Origin of the sequence: Dactylosporangium siamense (assembly GCF_016862795.1) — a bacterium.
GTDB classification, from domain to species: Bacteria; Actinomycetota; Actinomycetes; order Mycobacteriales; family Micromonosporaceae; genus Dactylosporangium; species Dactylosporangium siamense.
The window spans coordinates 48,431-71,634 of sequence record NZ_BONQ01000062.1 but is presented as its reverse complement, the minus strand read 5'-3'; the positions used below and the strand labels follow the sequence as shown (position 1 = coordinate 71,634).

The 23,204-nt window shown below is 70.9% G+C and carries 21 protein-coding genes; 8 read left to right on the top strand and 13 right to left on the bottom strand.

Going from position 1 to position 23,204, the window contains the following annotated elements; translation table 11 throughout:
* The first annotated feature begins 38 nt into the window (after positions 1-38).
* Positions 39-389: a TFIIB-type zinc ribbon-containing protein gene (locus tag Dsi01nite_RS21205; RefSeq protein WP_203847947.1), complete on the top strand. Its 351-nt coding sequence runs from the start codon at positions 39-41 to the stop codon at positions 387-389.
* Between the two features lie 144 nt (positions 390-533).
* Here the strand turns inward: Dsi01nite_RS21205 and Dsi01nite_RS21200 are convergent, their stop codons facing one another.
* On the bottom strand, positions 534-791 hold the full coding sequence (locus Dsi01nite_RS21200) for a WhiB family transcriptional regulator (RefSeq protein WP_033358446.1): 258 nt from the start codon (positions 789-791) through the stop codon (positions 534-536).
* 381 nt (positions 792-1,172) lie between these two features.
* The gene (locus Dsi01nite_RS21195; protein ID WP_203847946.1) at positions 1,173-2,108 is read right to left on the bottom strand and encodes a diacylglycerol/lipid kinase family protein; all 936 of its coding nucleotides are present in this window, start codon (positions 2,106-2,108) and stop codon (positions 1,173-1,175) included.
* Positions 2,109-2,183: 75 nt separating this feature from the next.
* On the opposite strand from Dsi01nite_RS21195, the gene Dsi01nite_RS21190 reads away from it, so the two are divergent.
* Positions 2,184-2,579 carry a hypothetical protein gene (locus Dsi01nite_RS21190; protein WP_203847945.1) on the top strand — a complete coding sequence of 132 codons (396 nt, stop codon included), beginning with the start codon at positions 2,184-2,186 and terminating at the stop codon, positions 2,577-2,579.
* 177 nt (positions 2,580-2,756) lie between these two features.
* Positions 2,757-3,497 carry a FadR/GntR family transcriptional regulator gene (locus tag Dsi01nite_RS21185; protein ID WP_239136053.1) on the top strand — a complete coding sequence of 247 codons (741 nt, stop codon included), beginning with the start codon at positions 2,757-2,759 and terminating at the stop codon, positions 3,495-3,497.
* A 233-nt stretch (positions 3,498-3,730) separates the two neighbouring features.
* On the opposite strand, the gene Dsi01nite_RS21180 is transcribed toward Dsi01nite_RS21185, so the two are convergent.
* The 3 genes from Dsi01nite_RS21180 to sodN form a co-directional block, all read right to left on the bottom strand.
* A complete protein-coding gene (locus Dsi01nite_RS21180; protein ID WP_203847977.1) occupies positions 3,731-4,150 on the bottom strand; it encodes an ATP-binding protein in 420 nt (139 codons plus the stop codon).
* A gap of 223 nt (positions 4,151-4,373) precedes the next feature.
* Entirely contained in the window at positions 4,374-4,853 is a 480-nt protein-coding gene (locus Dsi01nite_RS21175; RefSeq protein ID WP_203847944.1) for a GNAT family N-acetyltransferase, read from the bottom strand.
* A gap of 74 nt (positions 4,854-4,927) precedes the next feature.
* Positions 4,928-5,332: a superoxide dismutase, Ni gene (gene sodN, locus Dsi01nite_RS21170; protein WP_203847943.1), complete on the bottom strand. Its 405-nt coding sequence runs from the start codon at positions 5,330-5,332 to the stop codon at positions 4,928-4,930.
* Between the two features lie 70 nt (positions 5,333-5,402).
* On the opposite strand from sodN, the gene Dsi01nite_RS21165 reads away from it, so the two are divergent.
* The 3 genes from Dsi01nite_RS21165 to Dsi01nite_RS21155 all read left to right on the top strand — a co-directional run bounded on the left by Dsi01nite_RS21165 (position 5,403) and on the right by Dsi01nite_RS21155 (position 7,958).
* Positions 5,403-5,717, top strand: a complete 315-nt coding sequence (locus Dsi01nite_RS21165) for a S24/S26 family peptidase (protein ID WP_203847976.1) — start codon at positions 5,403-5,405, stop codon at positions 5,715-5,717.
* A 173-nt stretch (positions 5,718-5,890) separates the two neighbouring features.
* A complete protein-coding gene (locus Dsi01nite_RS21160; RefSeq protein ID WP_203847975.1) occupies positions 5,891-7,009 on the top strand; it encodes an NAD(P)-dependent malic enzyme in 1,119 nt (372 codons plus the stop codon).
* 4 nt (positions 7,010-7,013) lie between these two features.
* A complete protein-coding gene (locus Dsi01nite_RS21155; RefSeq protein WP_203847942.1) occupies positions 7,014-7,958 on the top strand; it encodes a zinc-binding dehydrogenase in 945 nt (314 codons plus the stop codon).
* Between the two features lie 10 nt (positions 7,959-7,968).
* On the opposite strand, the gene Dsi01nite_RS21150 is transcribed toward Dsi01nite_RS21155, so the two are convergent.
* Positions 7,969-8,886 (bottom strand): alpha/beta hydrolase family protein, encoded by a 918-nt coding sequence (locus tag Dsi01nite_RS21150; RefSeq protein WP_203847941.1) that lies wholly within the window; start codon positions 8,884-8,886, stop codon positions 7,969-7,971.
* 96 nt (positions 8,887-8,982) lie between these two features.
* On the opposite strand from Dsi01nite_RS21150, the gene Dsi01nite_RS21145 reads away from it, so the two are divergent.
* On the top strand, positions 8,983-9,609 hold the full coding sequence (locus tag Dsi01nite_RS21145; protein WP_203847940.1) for a Pr6Pr family membrane protein: 627 nt from the start codon (positions 8,983-8,985) through the stop codon (positions 9,607-9,609).
* Here Dsi01nite_RS21145 and Dsi01nite_RS21140 read toward each other — a convergent pair.
* The 6 genes from Dsi01nite_RS21140 to Dsi01nite_RS21115 form a co-directional block, all read right to left on the bottom strand.
* Complete coding sequence (locus tag Dsi01nite_RS21140; protein ID WP_203847939.1) at positions 9,568-11,130, bottom strand: FAD-binding oxidoreductase; 1,563 nt, start codon at positions 11,128-11,130, stop codon at positions 9,568-9,570. The two genes, Dsi01nite_RS21145 and Dsi01nite_RS21140, sit on opposite strands and share 42 nt — an antisense overlap.
* Before the next feature lie 154 nt (positions 11,131-11,284).
* Entirely contained in the window at positions 11,285-12,289 is a 1,005-nt protein-coding gene (locus tag Dsi01nite_RS21135; RefSeq protein ID WP_203847938.1) for an alpha/beta hydrolase family protein, read from the bottom strand.
* 178 nt (positions 12,290-12,467) lie between these two features.
* On the bottom strand, positions 12,468-12,644 hold the full coding sequence (locus tag Dsi01nite_RS21130; protein ID WP_203847937.1) for a DUF6104 family protein: 177 nt from the start codon (positions 12,642-12,644) through the stop codon (positions 12,468-12,470).
* Positions 12,645-12,707: 63 nt separating this feature from the next.
* Positions 12,708-16,493: a multifunctional oxoglutarate decarboxylase/oxoglutarate dehydrogenase thiamine pyrophosphate-binding subunit/dihydrolipoyllysine-residue succinyltransferase subunit gene (locus Dsi01nite_RS21125; RefSeq protein WP_203847936.1), complete on the bottom strand. Its 3,786-nt coding sequence runs from the start codon at positions 16,491-16,493 to the stop codon at positions 12,708-12,710.
* Positions 16,494-16,681: 188 nt separating this feature from the next.
* Positions 16,682-17,614: a DUF2705 family protein gene (locus Dsi01nite_RS21120; RefSeq protein WP_203847935.1), complete on the bottom strand. Its 933-nt coding sequence runs from the start codon at positions 17,612-17,614 to the stop codon at positions 16,682-16,684.
* Positions 17,615-17,699: 85 nt separating this feature from the next.
* Positions 17,700-18,611 (bottom strand): ABC transporter ATP-binding protein, encoded by a 912-nt coding sequence (locus Dsi01nite_RS21115; RefSeq protein ID WP_203847934.1) that lies wholly within the window; start codon positions 18,609-18,611, stop codon positions 17,700-17,702.
* A 145-nt stretch (positions 18,612-18,756) separates the two neighbouring features.
* Between Dsi01nite_RS21115 and Dsi01nite_RS21110 the strand changes: the two genes are divergently transcribed.
* Positions 18,757-22,785, top strand: coding sequence for an Ig-like domain-containing protein (locus tag Dsi01nite_RS21110; RefSeq protein WP_203847933.1), 4,029 nt, complete (start codon positions 18,757-18,759; stop codon positions 22,783-22,785).
* Here Dsi01nite_RS21110 and Dsi01nite_RS21105 read toward each other — a convergent pair.
* The gene (locus Dsi01nite_RS21105; protein WP_203847932.1) at positions 22,712-23,119 is read right to left on the bottom strand and encodes a DUF3052 domain-containing protein; all 408 of its coding nucleotides are present in this window, start codon (positions 23,117-23,119) and stop codon (positions 22,712-22,714) included. The genes Dsi01nite_RS21110 and Dsi01nite_RS21105 overlap by 74 nt on opposite strands.
* Positions 23,120-23,204: the final 85 nt, after the last annotated feature.

The window sequence follows — 23,204 nt, the reverse complement described above, 5'->3', positions numbered from 1 at the left end:
TGATCTCGCGCTTGGTGGCGGAGGGCTACCTTAGGGGTATGCAGATGACATGCCCGAAGTGCCGCGGCACGATGCAGTCCTACGAACGCAGCGGCGTCACCATTGAGCAGTGCAACGAGTGCCGGGGGACGTTTCTGGACCGTGGTGAGCTGGAGCGACTGATCGATGTCGAGTCGGCGGCCATGCGCGGTCACCAGTACCCGCCGCCCGGCTACGGCCAGGCGCCTTACGGCGGTGGCTACGGGCAGCCCGGCTATCCGCCGCCCGGTTACCCGCCGCCCGGCTATGGTCAGCCCGGCTATGGTCAGCCCGGTTACGGGCAACCGCCCTACTACGACGGGCCGAACTTCCCGCCGCCCGGCCCCAACGACCCCCCGTATCGTGGGTGACCGCATTGTTGGCCCACACGTGAAACGCCCCGGCGCATCGGCCGGGGCGTTTTCGTCTTCGGTGTGGCTCTGGTCTTCGGCGCGTTTCGTCTTCGCTGCGCTTCGGGCCTGAGCCGAGGTGTTTTTGGTGCGCTTATGGGAAGGCTATGCGGAGTGAGCGCGGACCCGGAGGCCACCGCGACGCTTCATCAAGCGACGCTCGTCTTCGCTCATTCCGCCCCAGACACCTGCGTCCTGACCGGAATCGAGTGCCCATTGCAGGCAGTCACTGGTCACGGAGCAGCGCTGGCAGACTGCCTTCGCCTGCTCGACCTGCAGCAACGCCGGGCCCGATGTTCCGATGGGGAAGAACAGCTCCGGGTCCTCGTCGCGGCAGAGGGCATGGTGGCGCCAGTCCGACATGGCGGCAACACTCCTTGTTGTTTTCGCGGATCGTTGTTAATGATTCCCTATATGCATCTCGCGTAACGTCTCGGCTAGGCGGAGCCTGAAGATCCGTAACGCGCCTGCGGGCAACGCTCAGTGTTCGTTTCGCTTGTGAATGCTTTCACGAACTACCGCGATGTCAAGGGGTCCAAACCAAGAAAATCCAAGTCGGTGAGCAAGCTCACGCACTGTTTGTCCGATTTTAATGTGGTTAGGGACCCTGAATCGCAACAGCCAGTTACCAATGTAGTACGGTTCGGTCAACGACCGGAGGGGTTTCGGAGATGCGGTCGCGGTGTCTCTCTCGCGACTCTCTGCAACTTTCTCCCCCTTCGGTGGATGATCGCCGGGGGTGACTCAACACACTACGCGTAACGCCCCCGGCACGGACGCGAAATCCAACTTGTCGCACTCTCCGAGGTACTCCCCGTCAACCTGGAAAGCGATCGGTTTGGCGGCGGTGAGCGTGAACCCGGCAAGATCGTGCATCCGCAGCACCTGCTTGCCCTTCGGATCACTGCCCCGCGCCAGCTGGGCCATCGTCCGGGCCGTGCTACCGACCTGCATCTGCAACAGGCCCAGCACGTCGAGCCCCGTGTCGAACGAGGCCCGCGGATTCGGATCCACCGGCCGCTCGCCGATGTATGTCCACGGTGCGGTGTTCTGCACCAACATCCACGTTAGCCCGGACCGGGCCGGTTCGCCCGGAAGCTCGAGCGTGAGGAGCGGCACCCGGCGGTTCGTCGTCGCGTACTGCTGCGCGATCGCCCTGAAATAGAGCCACGGCGTGGACGTCGAACCCTTGTGCCTGGCCTGGTCGACCCGGCGCACGACCTCCGCGTCCAACCCCATACCAGCGCAGAACGTGAAATAGCGGTCGTCGGCGCGGCCGAGGCCGACGATCCGCTCCCGCCGGTCCCGCAGCGCCTCCAGGATCGCGCCGGTGCCCTCGGCCCAGTCGCTCGGCAACCCCAACGCCCGCGCGAACACGTTCGTGGAGCCACCCGGCACCACCGCCAGCGCCGGCCGCTCCTGCGCCCGTCCCTCCGCCGTGCCCGCGTCGAACGTCATCAGCCCGTTGACCGCCTCATTGACGGTGCCGTCCCCGCCGAGCGTCACGACCAGGTCGAACCCGTCCCGGGCGGCGTCCCGCGCCAGCTCCACCCCATGGCCCTTGCGCTGCGTATACGCCACCTCCAGGTCGACCTGGCTGCGCAGCGCCCGCACCAGGATGTCCCGACCGCGTTCGGTGGTGGTCGTCGCGTTCGGGTTGACGACCAGGAGGGCTCGCATGGGCGGCACTGTACCCGCTCTCCAGCGCGATAAGGTTGGTGCGCGCGATACGGCGCTTCTGGAAGGGAATGCCAGGTGAGCGGCACGACAGCGCCCGAACAGGTGCCGGCGACCCTGCGGTGGGCGGTGCGGCTGCTGTTCCTGGAAGGTGTGGGGCTCGCCCTGCTCACGCTGCTCTTCGTCTATTTCGACGTCACCGCCGAGTGGACCGCCGCCGAGGTCGCGCTCTCCTCGACCGGCTACCTGGCGCTCATGACCGCGCTGTTCCTCGGCGTCGCCGTCGCGCTGCACCGCCGCCGCCGGTGGGCCCGCGGCCCCGGCATCGTCGCCCAGATGCTGCAGATGCCGATCGGCTGGACGATGCTCACCCACGGCCAGCCCCTGATCGGGGCGCCCCTGTTCGCGCTCGGCCTCATCGGCGCGGTGCTGCTGTTCGCCCCGTCCACCCGCATAGCGCTCGGTATCCGCTGATCCCGGCTCGTCGTCGGCTCGGTATCCGCTGATCTCGGCTCGGCTTTCGCTGATCGGCTCGTCGCCGGCTCGGCTTCCGCTGATCTCGGCTCGACTTCCGCCGATCTCCGGCCAAATGTAGGAGACGGCGGCATTGCAGGTCCCGCAGGTGGCCGGTGTCGCTTACGCTCGTTTGTCGTGACGGTCGCACCCGCTTACCAGGTCCTCGCCGACCGGCTCCGCGTCGAGATCATGTCCGGCCAGCTCCTGCCTGGTGCCCGGCTGCCGACCGAGCCGCAGTTGTGCGAACAGTCCGGCCTGAGCCGCTCCACCGTCCGCGAGGCGCTCCGCCTCCTCAGCAGCCAGCACCTGATCATCACCACCCGGGGCGTCAACGGCGGCAGCTTCGTCGCCGAACCCGACGCCCGCACCCTCGGTGAATCCCTCACCGACGGCGTCGGCCTCCTGCTCGCCAACGGCGTGGTCAAGGGCGACGACTTCCTCGAGGTCCGCCGCATGCTCGAGGTCCCCGCCGCCGGCCTGGCCGCCGCCCGCCGCGAGGCGCACCACCTGCGCGAACTCGAGGCGGCCATGTTCGACCCCGAGACGGCGAGCCTCGACGAACGCATCGCCGCGCACGCCGCGTTTCACCTCGCGGTCGCGGCCGCCTCCGGAAACACCCTGCTCTGCCTGGTCGTCCGCCCGCTCTACACCGTCACCGACCGCAAAGCCGCGGCCCACAACGCGCCACTGCCGATGTGGCGGATCATCGACCGGGACCACCGTAACCTGCTCGCGGCGATCCGCGACCAGGACATCGATCTCGCCATGGAGATCGCCCGCGGGCACATCGACAACGTCCGGCCGTCCGAGGTCCCGCCCCAACACGCCCGTGAACCGGTGCCCGGCGTCGCGGCTCTCAAGGAACGCCCGGCGTAGACCTGCAACGCCCGGCGTAGACCTGTAGACACCCGGCGTGGACCGATAGCGCCCGGCGTGGACCGGTAAACGCCCGGCGTAGACCTGTCTCGTCACACCCGGTGAGCCGATGAGGCGTCCGGCCTCAGGCGGTCCGCCGGGTCGTGGCGCTGCTTGGTGCCGGGCCGCCGCTTCTCCTGCAACCTACCCCACACCACCTAATCGATCTCCAAAGCGGTAACCGACTGACTACGCTACTTCGGGCGGCGCTTCGTCAGACGGATGCTGGCCTGCAGACCGTCGACCGATGCCGACACCTCGTCGGCCAGGGCGCTGAGCACCTGCCACGCGAACGACTCGCCACCGGGCAGCCGCTCCGTCGGCGAGCCCAGCGGCACCGTCGTCTCGACCGTCAGCGCGTCGGCGGTGACGGTGAACCGGCAGGCGAGCTCGACCGTGTCGCCGAGCTGCGGCGTCTCGCTCGCGACCGCGAGCAGCATCGCGCAGGCCTCGTCGACAGCGATGCGCAGGTCTTCGATCTCGTCGAGGGTGAACTGCAGGCGCGCGGCCAGACCCGCCGTCGCGGTGCGCAGCACCCCCAGATAGGCGGGCGACGCGGGCACGGCCAGCAGGACGACGTCGTCGCCGTCGGAGCCCGACCTCTTCGGAACCACCTGAGTCACGCGATGAACCCCCTTGCCCGCGACTCTACGACGTCCCCGCACGCACCGGTGCGGCGGACGCTCAAGCCGCCACGACCGAGGTCACGGCAAGCGCCTCGGCGAGTGCCACGACCAGCGCCACGACAGGGGCCCGTGGCAAGCGCCACGACCGGGGCCACGGCAAGCGCCACGACCGGGGCCACGGCAAGCGCCGCGGAAGGAATCGCGGACGACGTCATGCCGTCGCGGCGAGCGTGGACAGCGCGTCGCCGGACAGCCGGTACGGCAGCCAGTCCGACTTGTGCCGCGCACCCAACGCCTCGTAGAACGACCGCGCCGGGTTCCAGTCCAGCACCGACCACTCCAGGCGCGGGTAGCCGGACTCCACGCAGATCCGCGCGAGCGCCGCGACCAGGGCCTTTCCGGCGCCGGTGCCGCGGGCCGCCGGACGCACGTACAGATCCTCCAGGTACACGCCGTGCACGCCCTCCCAGGTGGAGAACGTCCGGAACCACAGCGCCATCCCGACCGTCCGCCCGTCGACCCGGGCGACATGGCAGAACACCGCCGGGGAAGGGTTGAACAGCGCGACCCGCAGCTGCTCCGGCGTCAGGTGGCACTCCTCGACCGCCTTCTCGAACTCGGCCAGCTCGAACACCATCTCGACGATCGCCGGCACGTCCTCGTCCGCCGCCGGACGGATCTCAATGCTCATCTATGTCCTTCCGATAAAGAAACGCCCCCCAACCCGCGTCTGCGAGGTGGGGGGCGAACTTGTCAGCTGGCAGGTCAGGCCTGCTTCGTCTCCCAGAAGATCTTCGCGATCTCGTCGATCTTCGCGAGCAGCTTCTCGGCCACGGCCGGGTCGACCGAACCCTTGGCGCCGGACGCGCCCGCGAGCTTCGTCGCCTCGTTGAAGAGGTTGTGCAGCTCCGGGTACTTCTCGAAGTGCGGCGGCTTGAAGTAGTCGGTCCACAGCACCCACAGGTGGTGCTTGACCAGCTCGGCCCGCTGTTCCTTGATCAGCAGTGCCCGGGTGCGAAACTCGGCGTCACTGCTGGCCTGATATTTCTCGGCGATTGCTTTGACGGACTCGGCCTCAATACGGGCCTGCGCCGGGTCGTAGACACCACACGGCAGGTCGCAGTGGGCGCTCACCACGGTGCGCGGGGTGAAAAGCCGCGACAGTCGCATCGAACCCTCCAGGGTGATTTGCGATGATCCTCAGTTCCTGACCCTACTCCTATCCAAGCCCGGGGATTTCATGCGGCTACCGTGGTTCGTGGCACTCGTGGACGGCCCGTCGATGGTGCCTACGCTCAGGCGCGGCGACCGGATTCTCGTGCGCCGCACGAGCACCGCTCGGCCGGGGGACGTCGTCGTCGGGTGTTTCCGCAGCCGACCAGGGCAACTCATGGTCAAGCGGGTAGCCCGGGCCGACGGCGACGGATGGTGGTTGACCGGCGACAACCCCTTCGCGTCGTCCGATTCCGCGGACTACGGGACGGCTGACGTCATCGGACGTGTGACATTTCGCTGGTGGCCACAACCGGTGCGGTTGCGCCGTGCCCGGGCGTAAGGTGATGCGGATACCGGGTCACCCCCGCTGAATCGCATCTTGAGCGCTTTCACCACTATGCGCTCCGCGGAAACACCAGCATTGTCAGACGTGGCAAAGGAGCCCCCGTGTCTGCACCCGTGACCAATCATGCCCTTGAAGGGCCAGTCTTCGACCTGCATCAGGGCGGCAAGATGTCCGTCCAGTCCAGTGTCCCGCTCGCCACCCGGGAAGACCTCGCCCTCGCCTACACCCCGGGCGTGGCCCAGGTGTGCGAGGCCATCGCCGCCGACGAGTCGCTCGTGCACGAGCTGACCTGGGTCGGCCGGGCGGTCGCCGTGGTCACCGACGGATCGGCGGTCCTCGGCCTGGGCAACATCGGCCCGCGCGCCGCGATGCCGGTGATGGAGGGCAAGGCCGTGCTCTTCAAACAGTTCGGCGGGGTGGACGCGGTGCCGATCTGCCTCGACACCCAGGACCCGGACGAGATCGTCGCGATCGTCACCGCGCTCGCCCCGTCGTTCGGCGGGATCAACCTCGAGGACATCTCCGCGCCGCGCTGCTTCGACATCGAGCGCCGGCTGGAGGCGACCCTGCCGATCCCGGTCTTCCACGACGACCAGCACGGCACCGCGATCGTCGTGCTCGCCGCGCTGCGCAACGCCGCCCGCGTGCTCGGACGCCGGCTGGGCGACCTGCGCATCGTCGTCAGCGGCGCCGGCGCGGCGGGCGTCGCGGTCACCAAGATGCTGATCAGCGGCGGTGCCGACGCCGGCGAGATCGTGGTCCTGGACTCGCGTGGCTGCCTGCACGGCGGCCGCAGCGACCTCAACCCGGAGAAGGCCGCGCTCGCCGCCCTCACCAACGCCGGCGGCATCACCGGCGACATCGCCAACGCCCTGCGCGGCGCCGACGTCCTCATCGGCGTCTCCGGCGGCACCATCGGCGAGTCCGCGCTCGCCGGCATGTCACCCGGCGGGGCGATCTTCGCCCTGGCCAACCCGACGCCGGAGGTGCACCCGGACATCGCGTCCCGGTACGCCACCGTGGTCGCCACCGGGCGCAGCGACTTCCCCAACCAGATCAACAACGTGCTCGCCTTCCCCGGCATCTTCCGCGGCGCCCTCGACGCCGGCGCGACCCGGATCACCGACGGCATGAAGGTCGCCGCCGCGACGGCCATCGCCGAGGTCCTGGCCGAAGGGGAGCTGTCCATCGGCGCGATCGTGCCCAGCGCCCTGGACCCCCGCGTCGCACCGGCGGTCGCGGCCGCGGTCGCCGCAGCCGCCCACCGCGACAGTGTGTTGAGATAGCCGTATGCGTGCCGCTTTCGCGTCCAGCTTCAACGATGCCGATCCGCTCGCCGGCCTCACGGTCGGCGACGCGCCGGAGCCGGCGCCCCTCGACGGCTGGGCCGTGGTGGACGTGCGCGCCAGCGCGCTCAACCACCACGACCTGTGGTCGCTGCGGGGCGTCGGCCTCCGGGAGGACCAGCTGCCGATGATCCTCGGCTGCGACGCCGCGGGTATCGGCCCCGACGGCGCCGAGGTGGTCGTCTACCCGGTCGTCTTCACCGAGAAGGGTGACTTCTCGATCCTGTCCGAGCACTACCAGGGCACCGTGGCCGAGCGGGTGACCGTCCCGGCGTACAACCTGGTGCCGAAGCCCGCCGAGCTCACGTTCGCCGAGGCGGCCTGCCTGCCCACGGCGTGGCTGACCGCGTATCGGATGCTGACCACCAAGGGGCGTCTGGAGGCCGACGGGGCGGTGCTGGTGCAGGGGGCCGGGGGAGGGGTGGCCACGGCCGCGGTGCTGCTCGCCAGGGCCCTCGGCGCGCGGGTCTACGCCACGAGCCGCGACGCCGAGAAACGCGACCGCATCGCGGCCCTGGGCGCCACCGCGCTCGACTCGGGTGCCCGCCTGCCCGAACGCGTCGACGTCGTGATCGAGACCGTCGGCGAGGCCACCTTCGAACACTCGACGAAGTGCGCGAAACCCGGCGCCCGCATCGTCGTCTCCGGCGCCACCAGCGGGCACCTGCCGAAGGTCAACCTGCGGCGCCTGTTCGCCCTGCAGCTGGAGATTCTCGGCACCAGCATGGGCACCCCGGACGAGCTCGCCGACCTGATGGCGCTGCTCGCCAAGACCGGCGTACGGCCGATCATCGACTCGGTGATCCCGTTCTCCGACGTCCGTTCCGCCTTCGAGAAGCTCCACTCCGGCGACGTGTTCGGCAAGGTGGTGCTCGACCACACCGCCTAAGGTCCGGTGGTCAGAGCTGGTCGTCGAACGACGGTCCGCGCGGCAGTTTCCGCCGCGCGGACGCGTCGCCGTAGAGCTCCAGGCGCAGGAACGCGATGGTCAGCGACTGGACCTCGGTGAAGGAGCTGACACCGGGGCGCAGGTATGGGTCGTTGTGGTTGCCGCCCGGGACGGTGAGCATCGCCTTCGACCAGGGGACCACGTCGTAGGTGGCCTTGCCGGAGGCGTAGGAGACCAGCGGGTCGGCGTCGCCGTGGACGAAGAGCAGCGACGCCGGGGTGCCGGAGAACGCGGTGCCGACGCCGAGGCCGCTGCCGGCCAGGATGATGCCCGCGTGCAGGCGGGCGTCGCGGCCGGCGGTGAACAGGCCGACGGTGGTGATCGCGCCGGCGGAGTGGCCGGCGGCGGCGAGGCGGTCGCTGTCGATGTGCTTGCCGAGCGGGCCGGCGAGGACCTGGCTCAGCACGAAGCTCGCGTCGGCCGGCTGGTTGAGCACGTCGTAAACGTCGAGCCGGGGTGCGCTGCGGGTGGTGTTGGGGTATGCGGGGGCGATCACCGCGAACCCGGCCGCCGCCCACGCGGTGAGCAGCGGCGCGAAGGACTCCGGGGTGCCGTTGAGGCCGTGGCTGAACACGACCGCGGGGACCTTCGCGGACGTGGACGGCATCCAGATGACGGTGCGCAGGACGCGGCCTTCGCGTTGGTACGTGATCTCCTGACGCGACACGTCGAGGGCCGCCGTCGGCACCGGCAGCGGTGACAGCGGCGTGACCTGGGCGAGCCGGGGCGCGGCGCCCCCGGGCAGGGAGGGCGACGGCGTGACCCAGCGGGCCGGCGACGGCTGACCCGTGCAGCCGGACACGCCGGACACGAGCGCCAGGGCCAGGGCCAGGAGGAGGGTCGGCAGGGCGGCAGAACGGCGGCGCATGGCATCAACCGGACGACGGCGCATGGCACCAACCGTACGAGGACGGCGCCGCGATCAAGGCTGGCCCGGCGGGCGATTTCCGGTTACGTTGCCGCCATGTCCGTCGTCTTCCGGGTGCTCACGGCCGTGACTGCGCTGGCCGGGATCGTGCTGCTGCTCGACTACACGCACGGTGACGGGGGTGTGTTCGTCTACTTCACCGTGCAGAGCAGCGTGATCATCGCGGTCGTGTCGGCCGTGGCGGCGCTGCGGCCGGTGCCGGGGTGGGTGCGGGGCGCGGCCACGTTGTACAGCTGCATCACCGGCACGGTGTATCACGCGCTGCTGGCCAACCCGTCCAGCCCGTTCCACGTGGTCGACTCGGGGGCGCACGCGCCGCACAACCTGCTGCTGCACACGGTGACGCCGATCCTGGCGGCGGTCACCTGGCTGATCGTCGATCGGGAGCCGGTGCGGTGGTGGTACGCGGCCGTCTGGCTGGGCTACCCGCTCGCCTACCTGGCGTTCGCGCTGGTACGCGGCGCGATCGTGCACAGGTACCCGTATCCGTTCGTGGACGCGGGCGAGCTCGGCTACGGCGGTGTGGCGATCTCGGCGCTGGGGTTCACGGTGGCGTTCTTCCTGCTCGGCCTGCTCCTGATCGGCCTGGGGGCGTTGGTGCGGATGGTCAGGCCGGAAGCCTCAGAACAGCGCTCCCGGGTTGAGGATGCCGCGGGGGTCTAGGGTGCGTTTCGCGGCCCGCAGCACGTCGGTGAACAGCGGGTCGCGCTGCTCGGCCAGCCACGGCAGGTGGTCGCGGCCGACGGCGTGATGGTGGGTGATCGTGCCGCCGTTGGCGGCGATGGCCTCGCTGACCGCGGCCTTGATCTCGTCCCAGATGGCTACCTCGGCGCCGCGCCGCGCGGGGGTGATGATCGTGAAGTAGGGCGCGGGGCCGTCCGGGTAGGCGTGGGTGAAGCGGCAGGTGACCACGGCGACCCGGGCCGGGGCGGCGGCCTGCGCGGCGGCGATCACGGCCGCGTGCAGCGCGTCGAACCTGCTCCACGTGCAGGCGGTCTCGACCGTTTCGACGACGAGCCCGAGCCTGATCAGGGCGTCCCTGGTGTACGGCGCGCGCAGGAACGCGTCCCGCCAGGTGCCCTGGTCACCCTTCGACGTGGCGGTGCCGCCGTGGTCCGCGCAGATGGTGAGGGCGTCGGCGAGCAGGGGCGTGGTCGGTCCCTCGAAGCCCAGGAGCAGCCGCGCCTGGCCGTCGGTCGCCCCGGCGTTCAGCATCGCCTCGACCGGGTCGAGCAGGCGGCAGTTGCTCGGCCGCAGGCCGGCCTGCAGGATCGCGCGGACGGCGGCGACGGCTTCGGCGTACACCGGGAACGCCACCGACGTCGAAGCCCTTTCCGAGGACGACGGGCGGGCGCTGACCCGCAGCCACGCCTCCACGATCACGCCGAGGGTGCCCTCCGAGCCCAGGAACAGCGCGTCGGTGGACGGGCCGGCGCCGCTGCCGGGCACCCGCAACGACTCCACCGGCCCCTGCGGCGTGATCACCCGCAGTGCCTCGACGAAGTCGTCGATGCGGGTCGGGCCGGTCGCGTAGTGTCCGGCGGAGCGGGTCGCGAGCCAGCCGCCGACGGTGGAGAACTCGAAGCTCTGCGGGTAGTGCCGCAGGGTCAGCCCGTGCGGTGCCAGGGCCTGTTCGAGGGCGGGGCCGAACACGCCGGCCTGGACCCGGACCGCGTGGTTGACCTCGTCGACCTCGCCGATGCGGTTGAGCCGGCTCAGGTCGAGGGAGATCCACGGGGCGTCGCCGCGGTATTCGACGCCGCCGACGACGGAGGTGCCGCCGCCGTACGGCACGACCGCCGCGCCGACCGCCTCGGCCCAGTCGAGGGTGGCGACGACGTCGTGTGCGGTGCGCGGGTGGCAGACCAGGTCGGGCGGGTTCTCGAGGCGGCCGTGCAGGGCCCGGACGACGTCGCGGAACGCCTTGCCGTAGGTGTGGGCGGCCCGCGTCACCGAGTCGGCGGTGAACGCCTCCTCCATGATCGACGGGGGGATCAGCCGCGGCGGGTCGAGGACCGGGTCGTAGGGCACCGGCAGGACCGACCCGTCGATCGGCATCCAGGGGCGCAGCGCGGTCTCCGCGAGCCGGCGGCACGCGTCGTCGTCGAGGGCCTCGCCGGCCCATCCCCAGCCCCACCAGGAGCGTTCCCGCCAGGCGGCCGACGGGGAGTGCCAAGCGGCCATTGACGGAGAGTGCCACAATCCGACACGTTCGGCCACTGTCCGCAGGTCAGGTCATGGGTATTCTGTCGGCCATGCCCGATGAGCGCATTGACCCAAGTCAGAACACTCAGGCATTCCAGGCGTGGGTGGACAACAACAACAACAACCAGGCGGCTCAGCCCGCCGCGACCGGTTCCAAGCTCGGCTTCATCGTGGCCGGCGCTGTGGTGGCGGTCGTGCTCGTCGTTGTCGTGGTGCTGCTGGTGCTGTAGATCCCGACCGATTCGAACCGGGTCACACCGTCGAGCGTGGCGTCGCCGCTCAGCCGGAGCCGGGCAGTGTCGTCACCGTCGAGCGCCCAGGTGAGGAAGTCGAGCAGCGTCGCCATCGCCTGGTGGTGGCCGCGTTCCGGGTCGTTCGTGCCGGCGCCGTGCTCGCCGCCGATGATGGTGAGGAACGCCTTCGGCCACGGCGCCGCGCCGTAGGACGTGCGGCCCTGCTCGTAGGCGACCACCGGGTCCTTGTCACCGTGGATGAACAGCAGCGGCACGGGGCTGCCCTGGTAGGCCCCGGCCGGCCGGCCCGCGAAGATGATGCCGGCCTTGAGGCGCGGGTCGCGGTGCACGGTGAACAGCCCGTCGGTGGTGGTGCCGCCGCCGGAGTGCCCGACGGCCGCCATCCGGTCGGTGTCGATGCTGTCGGCGAGCGGGTTGCCGGGCCGCAGCATCTGCGTGATGACGAACGACGCGTCCAGCGACTGGTTCGGCACGTCGTACTTGTTGAACTTCGGCGTGTCCTTCTTCGTGAAGGGGTACGCCGCGGCGACGACCACGTAACCGGCCTCGGCCAGGAACTTGGTCATGCCCTCCTGCATCTGCGGGTTGCTGTAGAAGCCGTGGCTCCACACGATCAGCGGGTGCCGGCCCGGCAGGGGCTCGGCGTCGCCCTGGACGCGGCCCTTGATCCTGCGGGCCGATCCGCGGGTCGGGTACCACACGGTGGTGGGCAGCGGGCGGTCCTTGCCCCGGGCGAACTGGAAGTGCTGCACGCCGACCGCGTGGTCGATCGGGCCGACGGTGCTGGCACCCGCCGCGGCCGCGATCGGCTCGCTGGTCGTCTCGGCGCCTGAGGCCGAAAAAGCGCCGCCCAGGAGGAGCAGGGCGGCGGCCAGGAGCGACACGGTTGCAGAACGGTTGCGACTTCGGGGCACGTACAGAATGTAGGTGCGAGATGCGCTACGCCGTTATCACCCGACTGGGGACAATCGATTGGCTTGCCGGACTACACCAGGTTGTCCTTGAACGACCCATTTGGTGGATGCGATCGGACGTGAATGTCCCCAAAAGCGGGCAAAAGCATCAGTCTTCGTCGTCGTCCAGGCGGGCCAGGTAGACGGCGAGGCGTTCGACCGGGATTTCGAACTCGGGATTCTGGTCGACGAAGTCGCGGAGACGCTCGGCCAACCACTCGAACGTGACCTCTTCCTCGCCACGGCGTTGGGCGAGTTCCTCGATGCCGCGGTCGGTGAAGTACATGGGCACCCCCAGCAAGGTTGCGGGGAGGGCGTGGGCCCTCCCCGCGAAACGACGAACGGACGGTCAGCGCTTCGGCAGCGCCGCCTCGATCAGGGCCTGCTGCTCGGCGTCGTGCAGCTTGGTCGAGCCGACCGCCGGGGCGGCCGCGGCGGGGCGGGAGATGCGGCGCAGCCCGACGCCCTGCAGGTGCTCCAGCAGGTTGAGGGCGATGAACGACCAGGCGCCCTGGTTGGCCGGCTCCTCCTGCACCCAGGCGAAGTCCTCCGCGTTGGGGAACTGGGCCAGGGCCTCGCGCAGCTCCTCGACCGGCATCGGGTAGAGCTGCTCGACCCGGATGATGGCGGTGTCGGTGATGTCGCGCTCGGTGCGGGCCTGCAGCAGGTCGTAGAAGACCTTGCCGGAGCACAGCAGGACGCGCTTGACGCCGGCGGTGTCCAGGGCGGTGCCCTTGATGCCGGGGTCGCCCAGCACGGTGGCGAAGGTGCCCGTGGTGAAGTCCTCGACCGGGGACACGCACAGCCGGTGCCGCAGCAGCGACTTGGGCGTGAACACGACGAGCGGCTTCTTCTTCGGCGACAGCGCCTGGCGGCGCAGCAGGTGGAAGTGGTTCGCCGGGGTGGTCGGCACCGCGACCCGCATGTTGTCCTCGGCGCACAGCTGCAGGTAGCGCTCGAGCCGGCCCGACGTGTGGTCGGGACCCTGGCCCTCGTGCGAGTGCGGCAGGAGCAGCGTCACCGCGGTGCGCTGGCCCCACTTGACCTCGCCGGAGGAGATGAACTCGTCGACGATGGACTGCGCGCCGTTGACGAAGTCGCCGAACTGCGCCTCCCACATGACGAGCGCGTCGGGGTTCTCCACCGAGTACCCGTACTCGAAGCCCATCGCGGCGAACTCCGACAGCAGCGAGTCGTAGATGAAGAGCTTCGCGTTGTCCTTGATCAGCGCGGACATCGGCATGTAGTCGCTGCCGGTCTCCGCGTCGACGATGCCGGCGTGGCGCTGCACGAACGTGCCGCGGCGGGAGTCCTGGCCGGAGAGCCGGACGGTGACGCCCTGGTTGACCAGCGAGCCGAACGTGATGATCTCGGCGAAGCCCCAGTCGATGTCGCCCTCGGCGGCCATCTTCGCCCGGCGGTCCAGCAGCTGCTGCACGCGCTTGTGCGGGGTGAAGCCCTCGGGGAGCTTGACGTTCGCCTCGCCGATCGCGTGCATGACGCTGGCGTCGATCGCGGTCTCGACCACCGGCTCCGGCTCCGGCTCGCGGAGGCGGGTCAGCCGCGACGCCGGGTTGGACGACGCGTCGCGGGTCGCCTTGAACACCGTCTCCAGCTGCTCGTGGTAGTCCTTGAGCAGGGCCTCGGCCTCGGTGATCGGGATGTCGCCGCGGCCGATCAGCTCCTCGGTGTAGATCTTTCGCACCGAGCGCTTCTGGTCGATGATCGCGTACATCAACGGGTTGGTCATCGACGGGTCGTCGCCCTCGTTGTGCCCGCGGCGCCGGTAGCAGACCAGGTCGATGACGACGTCCTTGTTGAACGCCTGACGGTATTCGAAGGCGAGCCGCGCGACGCGGACCACGGCCTCCGGGTCGTCGCCGTTGACGTGGAAGATCGGCGCCTGGATCATCCGGGCGATGTCGGTGGAGTACAGCGACGAGCGCGAGTACTCCGGCGCGGTGGTGAACCCGACCTGGTTGTTGACCACGACGTGGACGGTGCCGCCGGTGCGGTAGCCGCGCAGCTGCGACAGGTTCAGCGTCTCGGCGACCACGCCCTGGCCGGCGAACGCGGCGTCGCCGTGGATCAGCAGCGGCAGGACCGTGTAGCCCTCGAGCTTGAGGTCGATCGAGTCCTGCTTGGCCCGCACGATGCCTTCCAGCACCGGGTTGACGGCCTCCAGGTGCGACGGGTTGGCGGTGACCGAGACGGTCGTCGCGTGCTCACCGTCCGGGTGCGTGTACTTGCCGGTCATGCCCAGGTGGTACTTGACGTCGCCGGAGCCGTGCGCCGACTTGAGGTCCAGGTGCCCCTCGAACTCCGAGAAGATCTTCTCGTAGGGCTTGCCGACGATGTTGGCCAGGACGTTGAGCCGGCCGCGGTGCGCCATGCCGATGACGACCTCGTCCAGGCCGCCCTCGGCCGAGTTCTGCAGGATCTCGTCGAGCAGCGGGATCAGCGACTCGCCGCCCTCCAGCGAGAAGCGGCGCTGGCCGACGTACTTGGTCTGCAGGAACGTCTCGAACGCCTCGGCGGCGTTGAGCCGGTTCAGGATGTGCTTCTGCTCGGCGGTGCCGGGCTTCTCGTAGGGCTTCTCGACCCGCTCGGCGACCCAGCGCCGCTCCTCCGGGTCCATGATGTGCATGTACTCCACGCCGACCCGCCGGCAGTAGGAGTCGCGCAGCACGCCGAGGACGGCCCGCAGCTTCATCTTCTGCTTGCCGGAGAACCCGCCGACCGGGAAGACCCGGTCGAGGTCCCACAGGGTCAGGCCGTGCTCCAGGACGTCGAGGTCCGGGTGGCGGCGGATGCGGAACTCCAGCGGGTCGGTGTCGGCCATGAGGTGGCCGCGCACGCGGTAGGCGTGGATGAGCTCCACGACCCGGGCCGCCTTGTCGATCTGGCCCTCGGAGGTGCGGGCCACGTCGCGGACCCAGCGGACCGGCTCGTAGGGGATCCGCAGGGCGGTGAAGATCTGGTCGTAGAACCCGTGCTCGCCGAGCAGCAGCTCGTGCATGACCTTCAGGAACTCCCCGGACTGCGCGCCCTGGATGATCCGGTGGTCATAGGTGCTGGTCAGCGTCAGGATCTTGCTGATGCCGAGGTCGGCCAGGGTCTCGTCGGACATCCCGGCGTAGGGCGCCGGGTACTCCATCGCGCCGACGCCGATGATCGTGCCCTGCCCGGCCATGAGCCGCGGCATGGAGTGCACGGTGCCGATGCCGCCCGGGTTGGTCAGCGAGACCGTGGCGCCGCTGTGGTCCTCCATGGTCAGCTCGTTGCGCCGGGCCCGGCGCACGATGTCCTCATAGGCCGACCAGAACTGGCGGAAGTCCATGGTGTCGGCGGCCTTGATGCTCGGCACCACCAGGTTGCGCGTGCCGTCGGGCTTGGTCAGGTCGATCGCGATGCCGAGGTTGACGTGCTCGGGCTGCACCAGGTTGGGCTTGCCGTCGATCTCGGCGAAGGCGTTGTTCATCTCCGGGTGCGCGGCGAGCGCCCGGACCATCGCGAAGCCGATCAGGTGCGTGAAGCTGACCTTGCCACCGCGGCCGCGGGCCAGGTGGTTGTTGATCACGACGCGGTTGTCGGACAGCAGCTTCGCCGGCACGGCGCGGACGCTCGTGGCGGTCGGCACCTCCAGCGACGCGTCCATGTTCTGCACGATCCGGGCGGCGACGCCGCGCAGCGGGGTGTGCTTCGCGCCACCCGGTGCGGCGGGCGCCTGCTTGGTCGGCGCGGGCCTGGTCGCCGGGGCGGCCTTCTGCACGGGCTTGGCCGGGGCTGCCGGCGCGGCGGCGGCCGGCACCGAGGCGGCCGGGGAGGCCGCGGCGGCGGTGGACGCCGCGGGTGCCGGTGGAGCGGCGGGGACGGCGGCGGCTCTTGGCGCTGTAACAGATGCGGTGGCAGCGGGGGTGGCAGTGGACGCCGGCTCAGCCGCCCCGGCGGGCGTCGCCGAGCTGGCCTCGGCACCGTCCCCGTTGGGCTTGTAGTCGGCGAAGAAGTCGTGCCACGCGGGGTCCACGCTGGCCGGGTCGGCGAGGTACCTCTGATACATGTCCTCGACGATCCACTCGTTCGGGCCGAAACCCGCCAAGGGGTTCTCCTGCGAGTTGGTCGCTTGGGTCGACACGGCTGTTGATCGCCTCTTCCAAACGGAGTTGCTGTGGTGGTCGGATCCGCGTCAAGGTTACGCGCTGCCTAACGCTCGTTCGTCGCCGACGCCCGCCGAAGTGACCATGTAGACGACGGAATGGGTCCATCCCATACAACTGTGGCCGCCATTTGGCGGCCACAGTTGTCGTAGATCTGATATAAGCGTTACGCGATGTCACGCTTCCGCGTGATCAACGTGCCGACGGTGCCGAGCACGACCGCCCACGCGATCAGCACGACCGCGCCGGCCCACCGCGGCGGCAGGTCGACGTCGCCGCCGATCATGGCGTCCAGCCCGCCGACGACGTGCATGGATGCCAGCGGCGGGATGTAGACCGCGCTCTCCATGACCCAGTCTTCCTTGATCACCAGGCTGTAGATCAGCTGGAGCACGATGAGCGCGGCCCACGTGCCGGCGGTGTAGAGGACCGCGGCGGTGATGGTCGCGCCGATCTGGCTGCGCAGCAGCACGCCGATGCCGATGCCGAAGATGGCCCACAGCACGTACACCAGCAGGTTGAGCAGCAGTGCCTGCTGCGCCGTCCAGTGCCCGAAGCTGTTGCCGAGCCCCTTGGCGCCGAAGTAGAGCGCCCCGACGGTGACCGAGATCGCCGTGGTGATCACCCAGAACAGCACGCCCACGAGCGACGCGGTGATGAGCTTCGCCGTGATGACCTTGGTCCGCTTCGGCGTCGCGAGAAACGTCGCGGTCGCGGTCTGGTGGTAGAACTCGTTGGTGATCACCAGGATCGCCAGGAGCATCACCAGGAGCAGTCCGAAGAACTGGCCCGAGGTGTAGATGTTCGCCGCGGCCTTGGCGAGTCCGAGGGCGCTCTGCGCCTTGGCGACCCGGGCCGCCTCCTCCTGCCGGAACTGCTGCTGACTGGCCTCGAACTCGGCCCGCTGCTCCTCGGTCATCCCGGGCGGCGTGCCGTCGGTCTGGTTGTACTGGTCGTAGTGGTTGGTCAGGTCCTGGTCCGCCTGCTCGATGTTGATCCAGACCGCGAGACCGGTGAAGACCAGCGACGCCAGCAGGAAGATCCACCACATGTTCGTGGTGCGCAGCTTCAGCAGCTCGCTGCGAATCAGCCTGGTCATGCCGCCACCTCCGCTGCGCTCCGGCGCCGGCCTGACCCAGGCACTGCGCTGATGATGACCAACTCCTCGCTTCGCTGCGGGTCGTTCATCGGATAGCCGCCCTTCCCTGGGTCAGTTCGAGGAACACGTGCTCCAGGTCGGGCCGTTCGTTGACCAGCTCGTGCAGCTCGATCCGGCCCTCCAGGGCGAGGCGGCCGACGGCCGGGGCGTCCAGGCCGGTGACCACGTGGCTGTCGTTGCCGTTGGGCTCGATCGTCGCGCCCGCGGTGCGCACCGCCGTGACCAGCTCCTGCAGGTTGGGCGTGCGGACCCGGGTGCGCGGCGCGCTGGTGCCGGCGCCGACGATCTGCTCCACCGGACCCTGGGTGACGAGCTTGCCGGCGGCGATGATGACCACGTCGTCGGCGAGGATCTCCATCTCCGACAGCAGGTGGCTGGAGACCAGCACGGTGCGTCCCTGCTGGGCCAGGCCCTGCAGCAGCCCGCGCATCCAGCGGATGCCCTCCGGGTCGAGGCCGTTGGCGGGCTCGTCCAGGATCAGCACCTGCGGGTCGCCGAGCATCGCCTGCGCGATGCCGAGCCGCTGCTTCATGCCCAGGGAGTAGCCGCGGAACTTGCGCTTCGCCGCCGGGGTCAGCCCGACCAGCTCCAGCATCTTGTCCACCTGCGTCGCCGGGATGCCGGCCGCGGCGGCGACGATGCGCAGGTGGTTGCGGGCGGTGCGGCCCTTGTGCGCGGCCGACGCCTCCAGGATCGCGCCGGCCAGCCGCAGCGGCTCCGGCGCGTCGGAGTACCGCATGCCGCTGATCGTCGCCGACCCCGAGCTCGGTGTCACCAGGTTGAGGATCATGCGTAGCGTCGTGGTCTTGCCGGCGCCGTTGGGGCCGAGGAAGCCGGTGACGCGACCGGGTTCGACCACGAACGACAGGTGGTCCACGGCCGTGACGTTCTTGTACCGCTTCGTCAGGTCGGAGACCACGATCTGTCCGTTGGACAACGTGCCGCTCCCTCCAAGAGAGTGAAGCCGTCAATATGGCACGTCCCGGCAACTCGCGAGACCCCGACCCGGGCCCCGGGAAACCCGCCCATAGCGCACCGTATCCACGTATACACGAAAGGTGGCTTTCAGGAGCGTTCGGGCGGTGGTTGCCATCCTGCTGCTGGCCGCCGCGATCAACTGGGCTCGGCCGGCGTCCGCCGAGATCGTCGCCGCGTTCCGGCCCATGTACTCGGTCAACGCCAGCGGCTCGGTCATCCTGCGCGGCAACGCGAACCTGACCTGCGACGGCGTCAACCCGGGCTGTGCCGCGGCCCGCGCCGGCACCGCCACCGGCGGCGCCCTGAACAACAACGGCTACCGGATGCGCAACGTCGACGTCGACGCCGAGCCGTCGTTCAACTCCAGCACCGCCGATCTCGCCGTCCCCACCGCCGCGACCGTCCTGTTCGCCGGGCTGTTCTGGGGCGGCGACACCGCACCGGGCACCGGCACCCCGGCACCCGACGAGGCCGGCCGGAACACCGTCAGGTTCAAGGTGCCCGGCGGGGCGTACCGGACGATCACCGCGAGCCGGCTCACCGACGTCACCACGTTCCCCGGCCATCGGCCCTACCAGGGCTATGCCGACGTGTCGGCGCTCGTCGCCGGGGCCGGCGCCGGGACCTACACGGTGGCCGACATCCAGGCCGCCACCGGCGTCAACGACCGCTACGCCGCCTGGTCCCTGGTCGTCGTCCTGCACGACCCGGCGCAGCCGGTGCGCAACATGGTCGTCTACGACGGCTTCGGCTCGGTGCGCGGCATCACGCCCGCCGACGCGACCGTGACGATCCCGGTCACCGGCTTCCAGACCCCGCCGACCGGCACCGTCACCACCAGCCTCGGCGCCGTGGCCTACGAGGGCGACGGCGGCAGCGGCGGCGACGGCATCCGCCTCGACGGCACGCCGCTGTCCGACCCGCTCAACCCGGCGGCGAACTTCTTCAACAGCACCACCAGCGACCACGGCACCGCGGTCACCGCCCGCGACCCGGCCGACGCCAACCTCCTCGGCTTCGACATCGACCACGTCGACGCGAGCGGGCTGCTGGCCAACGGCGCGCACAGCGCCACGATCACCCTCGAGACGACACCCGGCACCGGCGAGACGTTCTACCCGGGCGTGATCACGTTCGCGACCGACCTCTACGCGCCCCGCCTCACCGCCGCCAAGACCGCCACCGACGTCGACGGCGGCGCGCTCGAACGCGGCGACGAGATCCGGTACACCATCCGGGTCGGCAACGACGGGCTCGCCGCCGCCGAGGACACCCGCGTCGCCGACGCCGTGCCGCCCGGGACCAGGTTCGTCCCCGGCAGCCTCACGATCGACGGCGTCACGCAGAGCGACCCGGCCGACGCCGACCGCGCCGAGTTCAACGCCGGAGTCGCGGGCTTCCGCATCGGTACCGCCGGCGACGCCACGCACGGAGGCCGCCTGGCCGTCGGCGACTCGGCCACCGTCAGCTACCGCGTCACCGCCGACGCCCCGGGCGCCACCACCGTCCTCGACGTCGCCCACGTGTCCGCCACCGGCGCGGACACCGGGGTGAAGCTGCGCGCGCCGTCCAACCCGGCGGCCCTGACCCTGGCCCCGACCGCCGCCGCCGACCTGGCCGTGACCGCCGGGACCCGGCCACCGGTCGTGCAGGGCGCCGGCGCGGTGGTCCACCCGCTCACGGTCACCAACCTCGGACCGGACCCGGCCACCGGGGTCACCCTCACCGCGGTCCTGCCGGCCGGCGTCACCGCGGCGACCCCGGGCGCGGGCCCGTGCACCTGGGTCGCGCCGACGCTCAGCTGCGCCGTCGGCACCCTCACTGCCGGCGCCACGTTCACCGTCGACGTGGCCGCGGACGTCACCGGGGCCGCGGCGCACCACGCCGTCACCACCGCGACCGTGACGTCCGCGACTCCGGACCCGCGCGCCGCGAACGACACCGCGACGGCCCCTGCGGTCCGCAACGCCCCGCCCGCCGCCGGTCCCGACCAGGCGACCGTCGCCGCCGGCGGCACCGTCGCCGTCCCCGCCGCCGAGAACGACACCGACCCCGACGGCGACACCCCGCGGGTGCTCGGCATCGCCACCCCACCGGCCGCCGGCCACGCCGTCGTGGACGCCACCGGCGCGATCCGCTACACCGCCGGCCCGGGGACCGGCACCGACACGTTCACCTACACCGCCGGCGACGGGCTCGGCGGCACCGCCACGGCCACCGTGACCGTGACCGTCACCGCCGGCGGCCCACCGGCCGGGAACACGGCCCCGGCCGCCGCCGCCGACACCGTCACGGTGCCCGCCGCGACCCTCACGTTCGACCCCCTGGCGAACGACACCGACGCCGACGGCGACCGGCTGAGCATCGTCGGCACCGGCACGCCCACGGGCGGCACCGTCGCGCTGACCGCGGCCGGGTCGCTCGTCTACACGCCACGGGACGGGTTCCGGGGCGCCGACAGCTTCCAGTACACCGCCGGCGACGGGCACGGCGGGACCTCCACGGCGACGGTGAGCGTCACCGTCGCCGACCACGCCCCGGTCGCCGGCGCCGACGAGCGGGGCGTCGCCACCGGAACGGCCCTGGACGTCGCGGTCCTGCGCAACGACACCGACCCGGACGGCGACCCGCTCACCGTCACGGCCTGGGACGCGGCCACGGCGCACGGCGGGACCGTCACCAACAGCGGCGGCGTGCTGCGGTACACCCCGGCGAGCGGCTACAACGGCACCGACACCTTCACGTACACGGTCGCCGACGGGTCCGGGGGCACCGCCACCGGCACGGTCACCGTCCACGTCGGGCCGGCCCTGCCGCCGGCACCGCGCGCCGACGCCGCCGGCACCCCGACGGGCACGCCGGTCACCGTCGCGGTCCTCACCAACGACGCGGCCGACGACCTGACGGTCGTGCAGGTCACGCCCGGTGCGTACGGCACCACCACGGCCGGCGCCGGTGGGGTCACGTACACGCCGCGGGCCGGGTTCTCCGGCGTCGACACGTTCCGCTACGCCGTCGCCGACGGGCGCGGCGGCCTGGGCACCGCCACCGTCACCGTCACCGTGTTCAACCAGGCCCCGGCCGGCGCGGCCGACACGCTGAGCGTCCCGGCGGGGACCGCGGCCGTCGTGCCGGTCCTCGCCAACGACACCGACGCCAACGCGGACCCGCTGCGGGTCGTCGCCGCCACCGGCGCCGCGCACGGCACGCTGCAGGTCGTCGCCGGCGCGGTCCGTTACACCCCGGCCGCCGGATACCGGGGCGCCGACGCGTTCACGTACACGATGAGCGACGGCAACGGCGGGACCGGCACCGCGGCGGTCACCCTCGACGTCGGTGGCGGTGGCCCGCACGCCGTGGCCGACGCCGCCGGCACCACCGCCGGCGTCCCGGTGGACGTCGCGGTCCTTGCCAATGACACGGCCAACGACAGCGACCCCGACGGCGGCGCCCTCACGGTCACCGCGGCCGGCACGCCCGCCCACGGCACCACCGTGCTGCACGGTGACGGCACCGTCACCTACACCCCGGCGGCGGGCTTCACCGGCGTGGACATCTTCACCTACACGCTCAACGGCGGGTCCGCGACCGGCACCGTGACGGTCACGGTCGCCGCCGTCCCGGCCGTCCCGGCCTCCCCGCCGCCGCCGGGCACCGCCGGCGGGCCGGTCGTGGTCACCACGCCGATGGTGACCACGCCGACGGGCAGCGGGGCACAGACGATCAGCCCGCTCGACAACGTCACCGACCCGGACGGCGACCCGCTGCGGGTCCTCGGCGTGTCCCAGCCGGCCAACGGCACCGCCGTGCTCAACGCCGACGGCACCGTCACCTACACCCCGGACCGCGGCTTCGCCGGCACCGACTCGTTCGGCTACACCGTCACCGACGGCACCACGGCCGTCACCGGCACCGTCGAGGTGATGGTCGGCTCGGTCGACCTGCCCACCACCGGCGCCGCGGCGGCCCCGCACGCGGTCGCCGGCCTGCTCATGCTGCTCGCCGGCTGGCTGCTACGCACGGCGACGGCGGTCCGGCACGCACCGGTCGCCTCGGTGATCAGCCCGGCCGGTCGCCGACCCGGATCACGTGCTTCAGCCCCGACCACACGTCGTCGATCGCGCAGACCTTGACGTCCACCCGGCCGTGCGCCAGGGCGAACTCGCGCACCCCGTTCTCGTCGAGGTCCCGCGCGAAGCCGGAGGACCGCTTCGGCCAGGCGACCCACAGCGCGCCGCCAGGTGGCGTCAGCCGGTGCAGCACCTGCCAGCGCCGCCGCAACCTGGCCTGATCAGGGCAGAAGCAGAGGATCACGTCGTAGAGGCCGGGCGCGCTGCGACGGTGCAGCACCACGTCGGACGGCAGCTCCCGCAGTTCGAACCCGGCCGGCGCGCCGTCCAGCAGCACGCGGTGCCCGGCGTTGACGCCGAGCTTCTTGGGCAGTGGAGTCCCTGAATATCCCGCCATGCCTGACCACGGTAGTCATCGTTCACCCGCCAGCCATGCGGGTAACCAGTCACCGTCAGCCAGCCGCAGGGGTCGAGCCTTACAC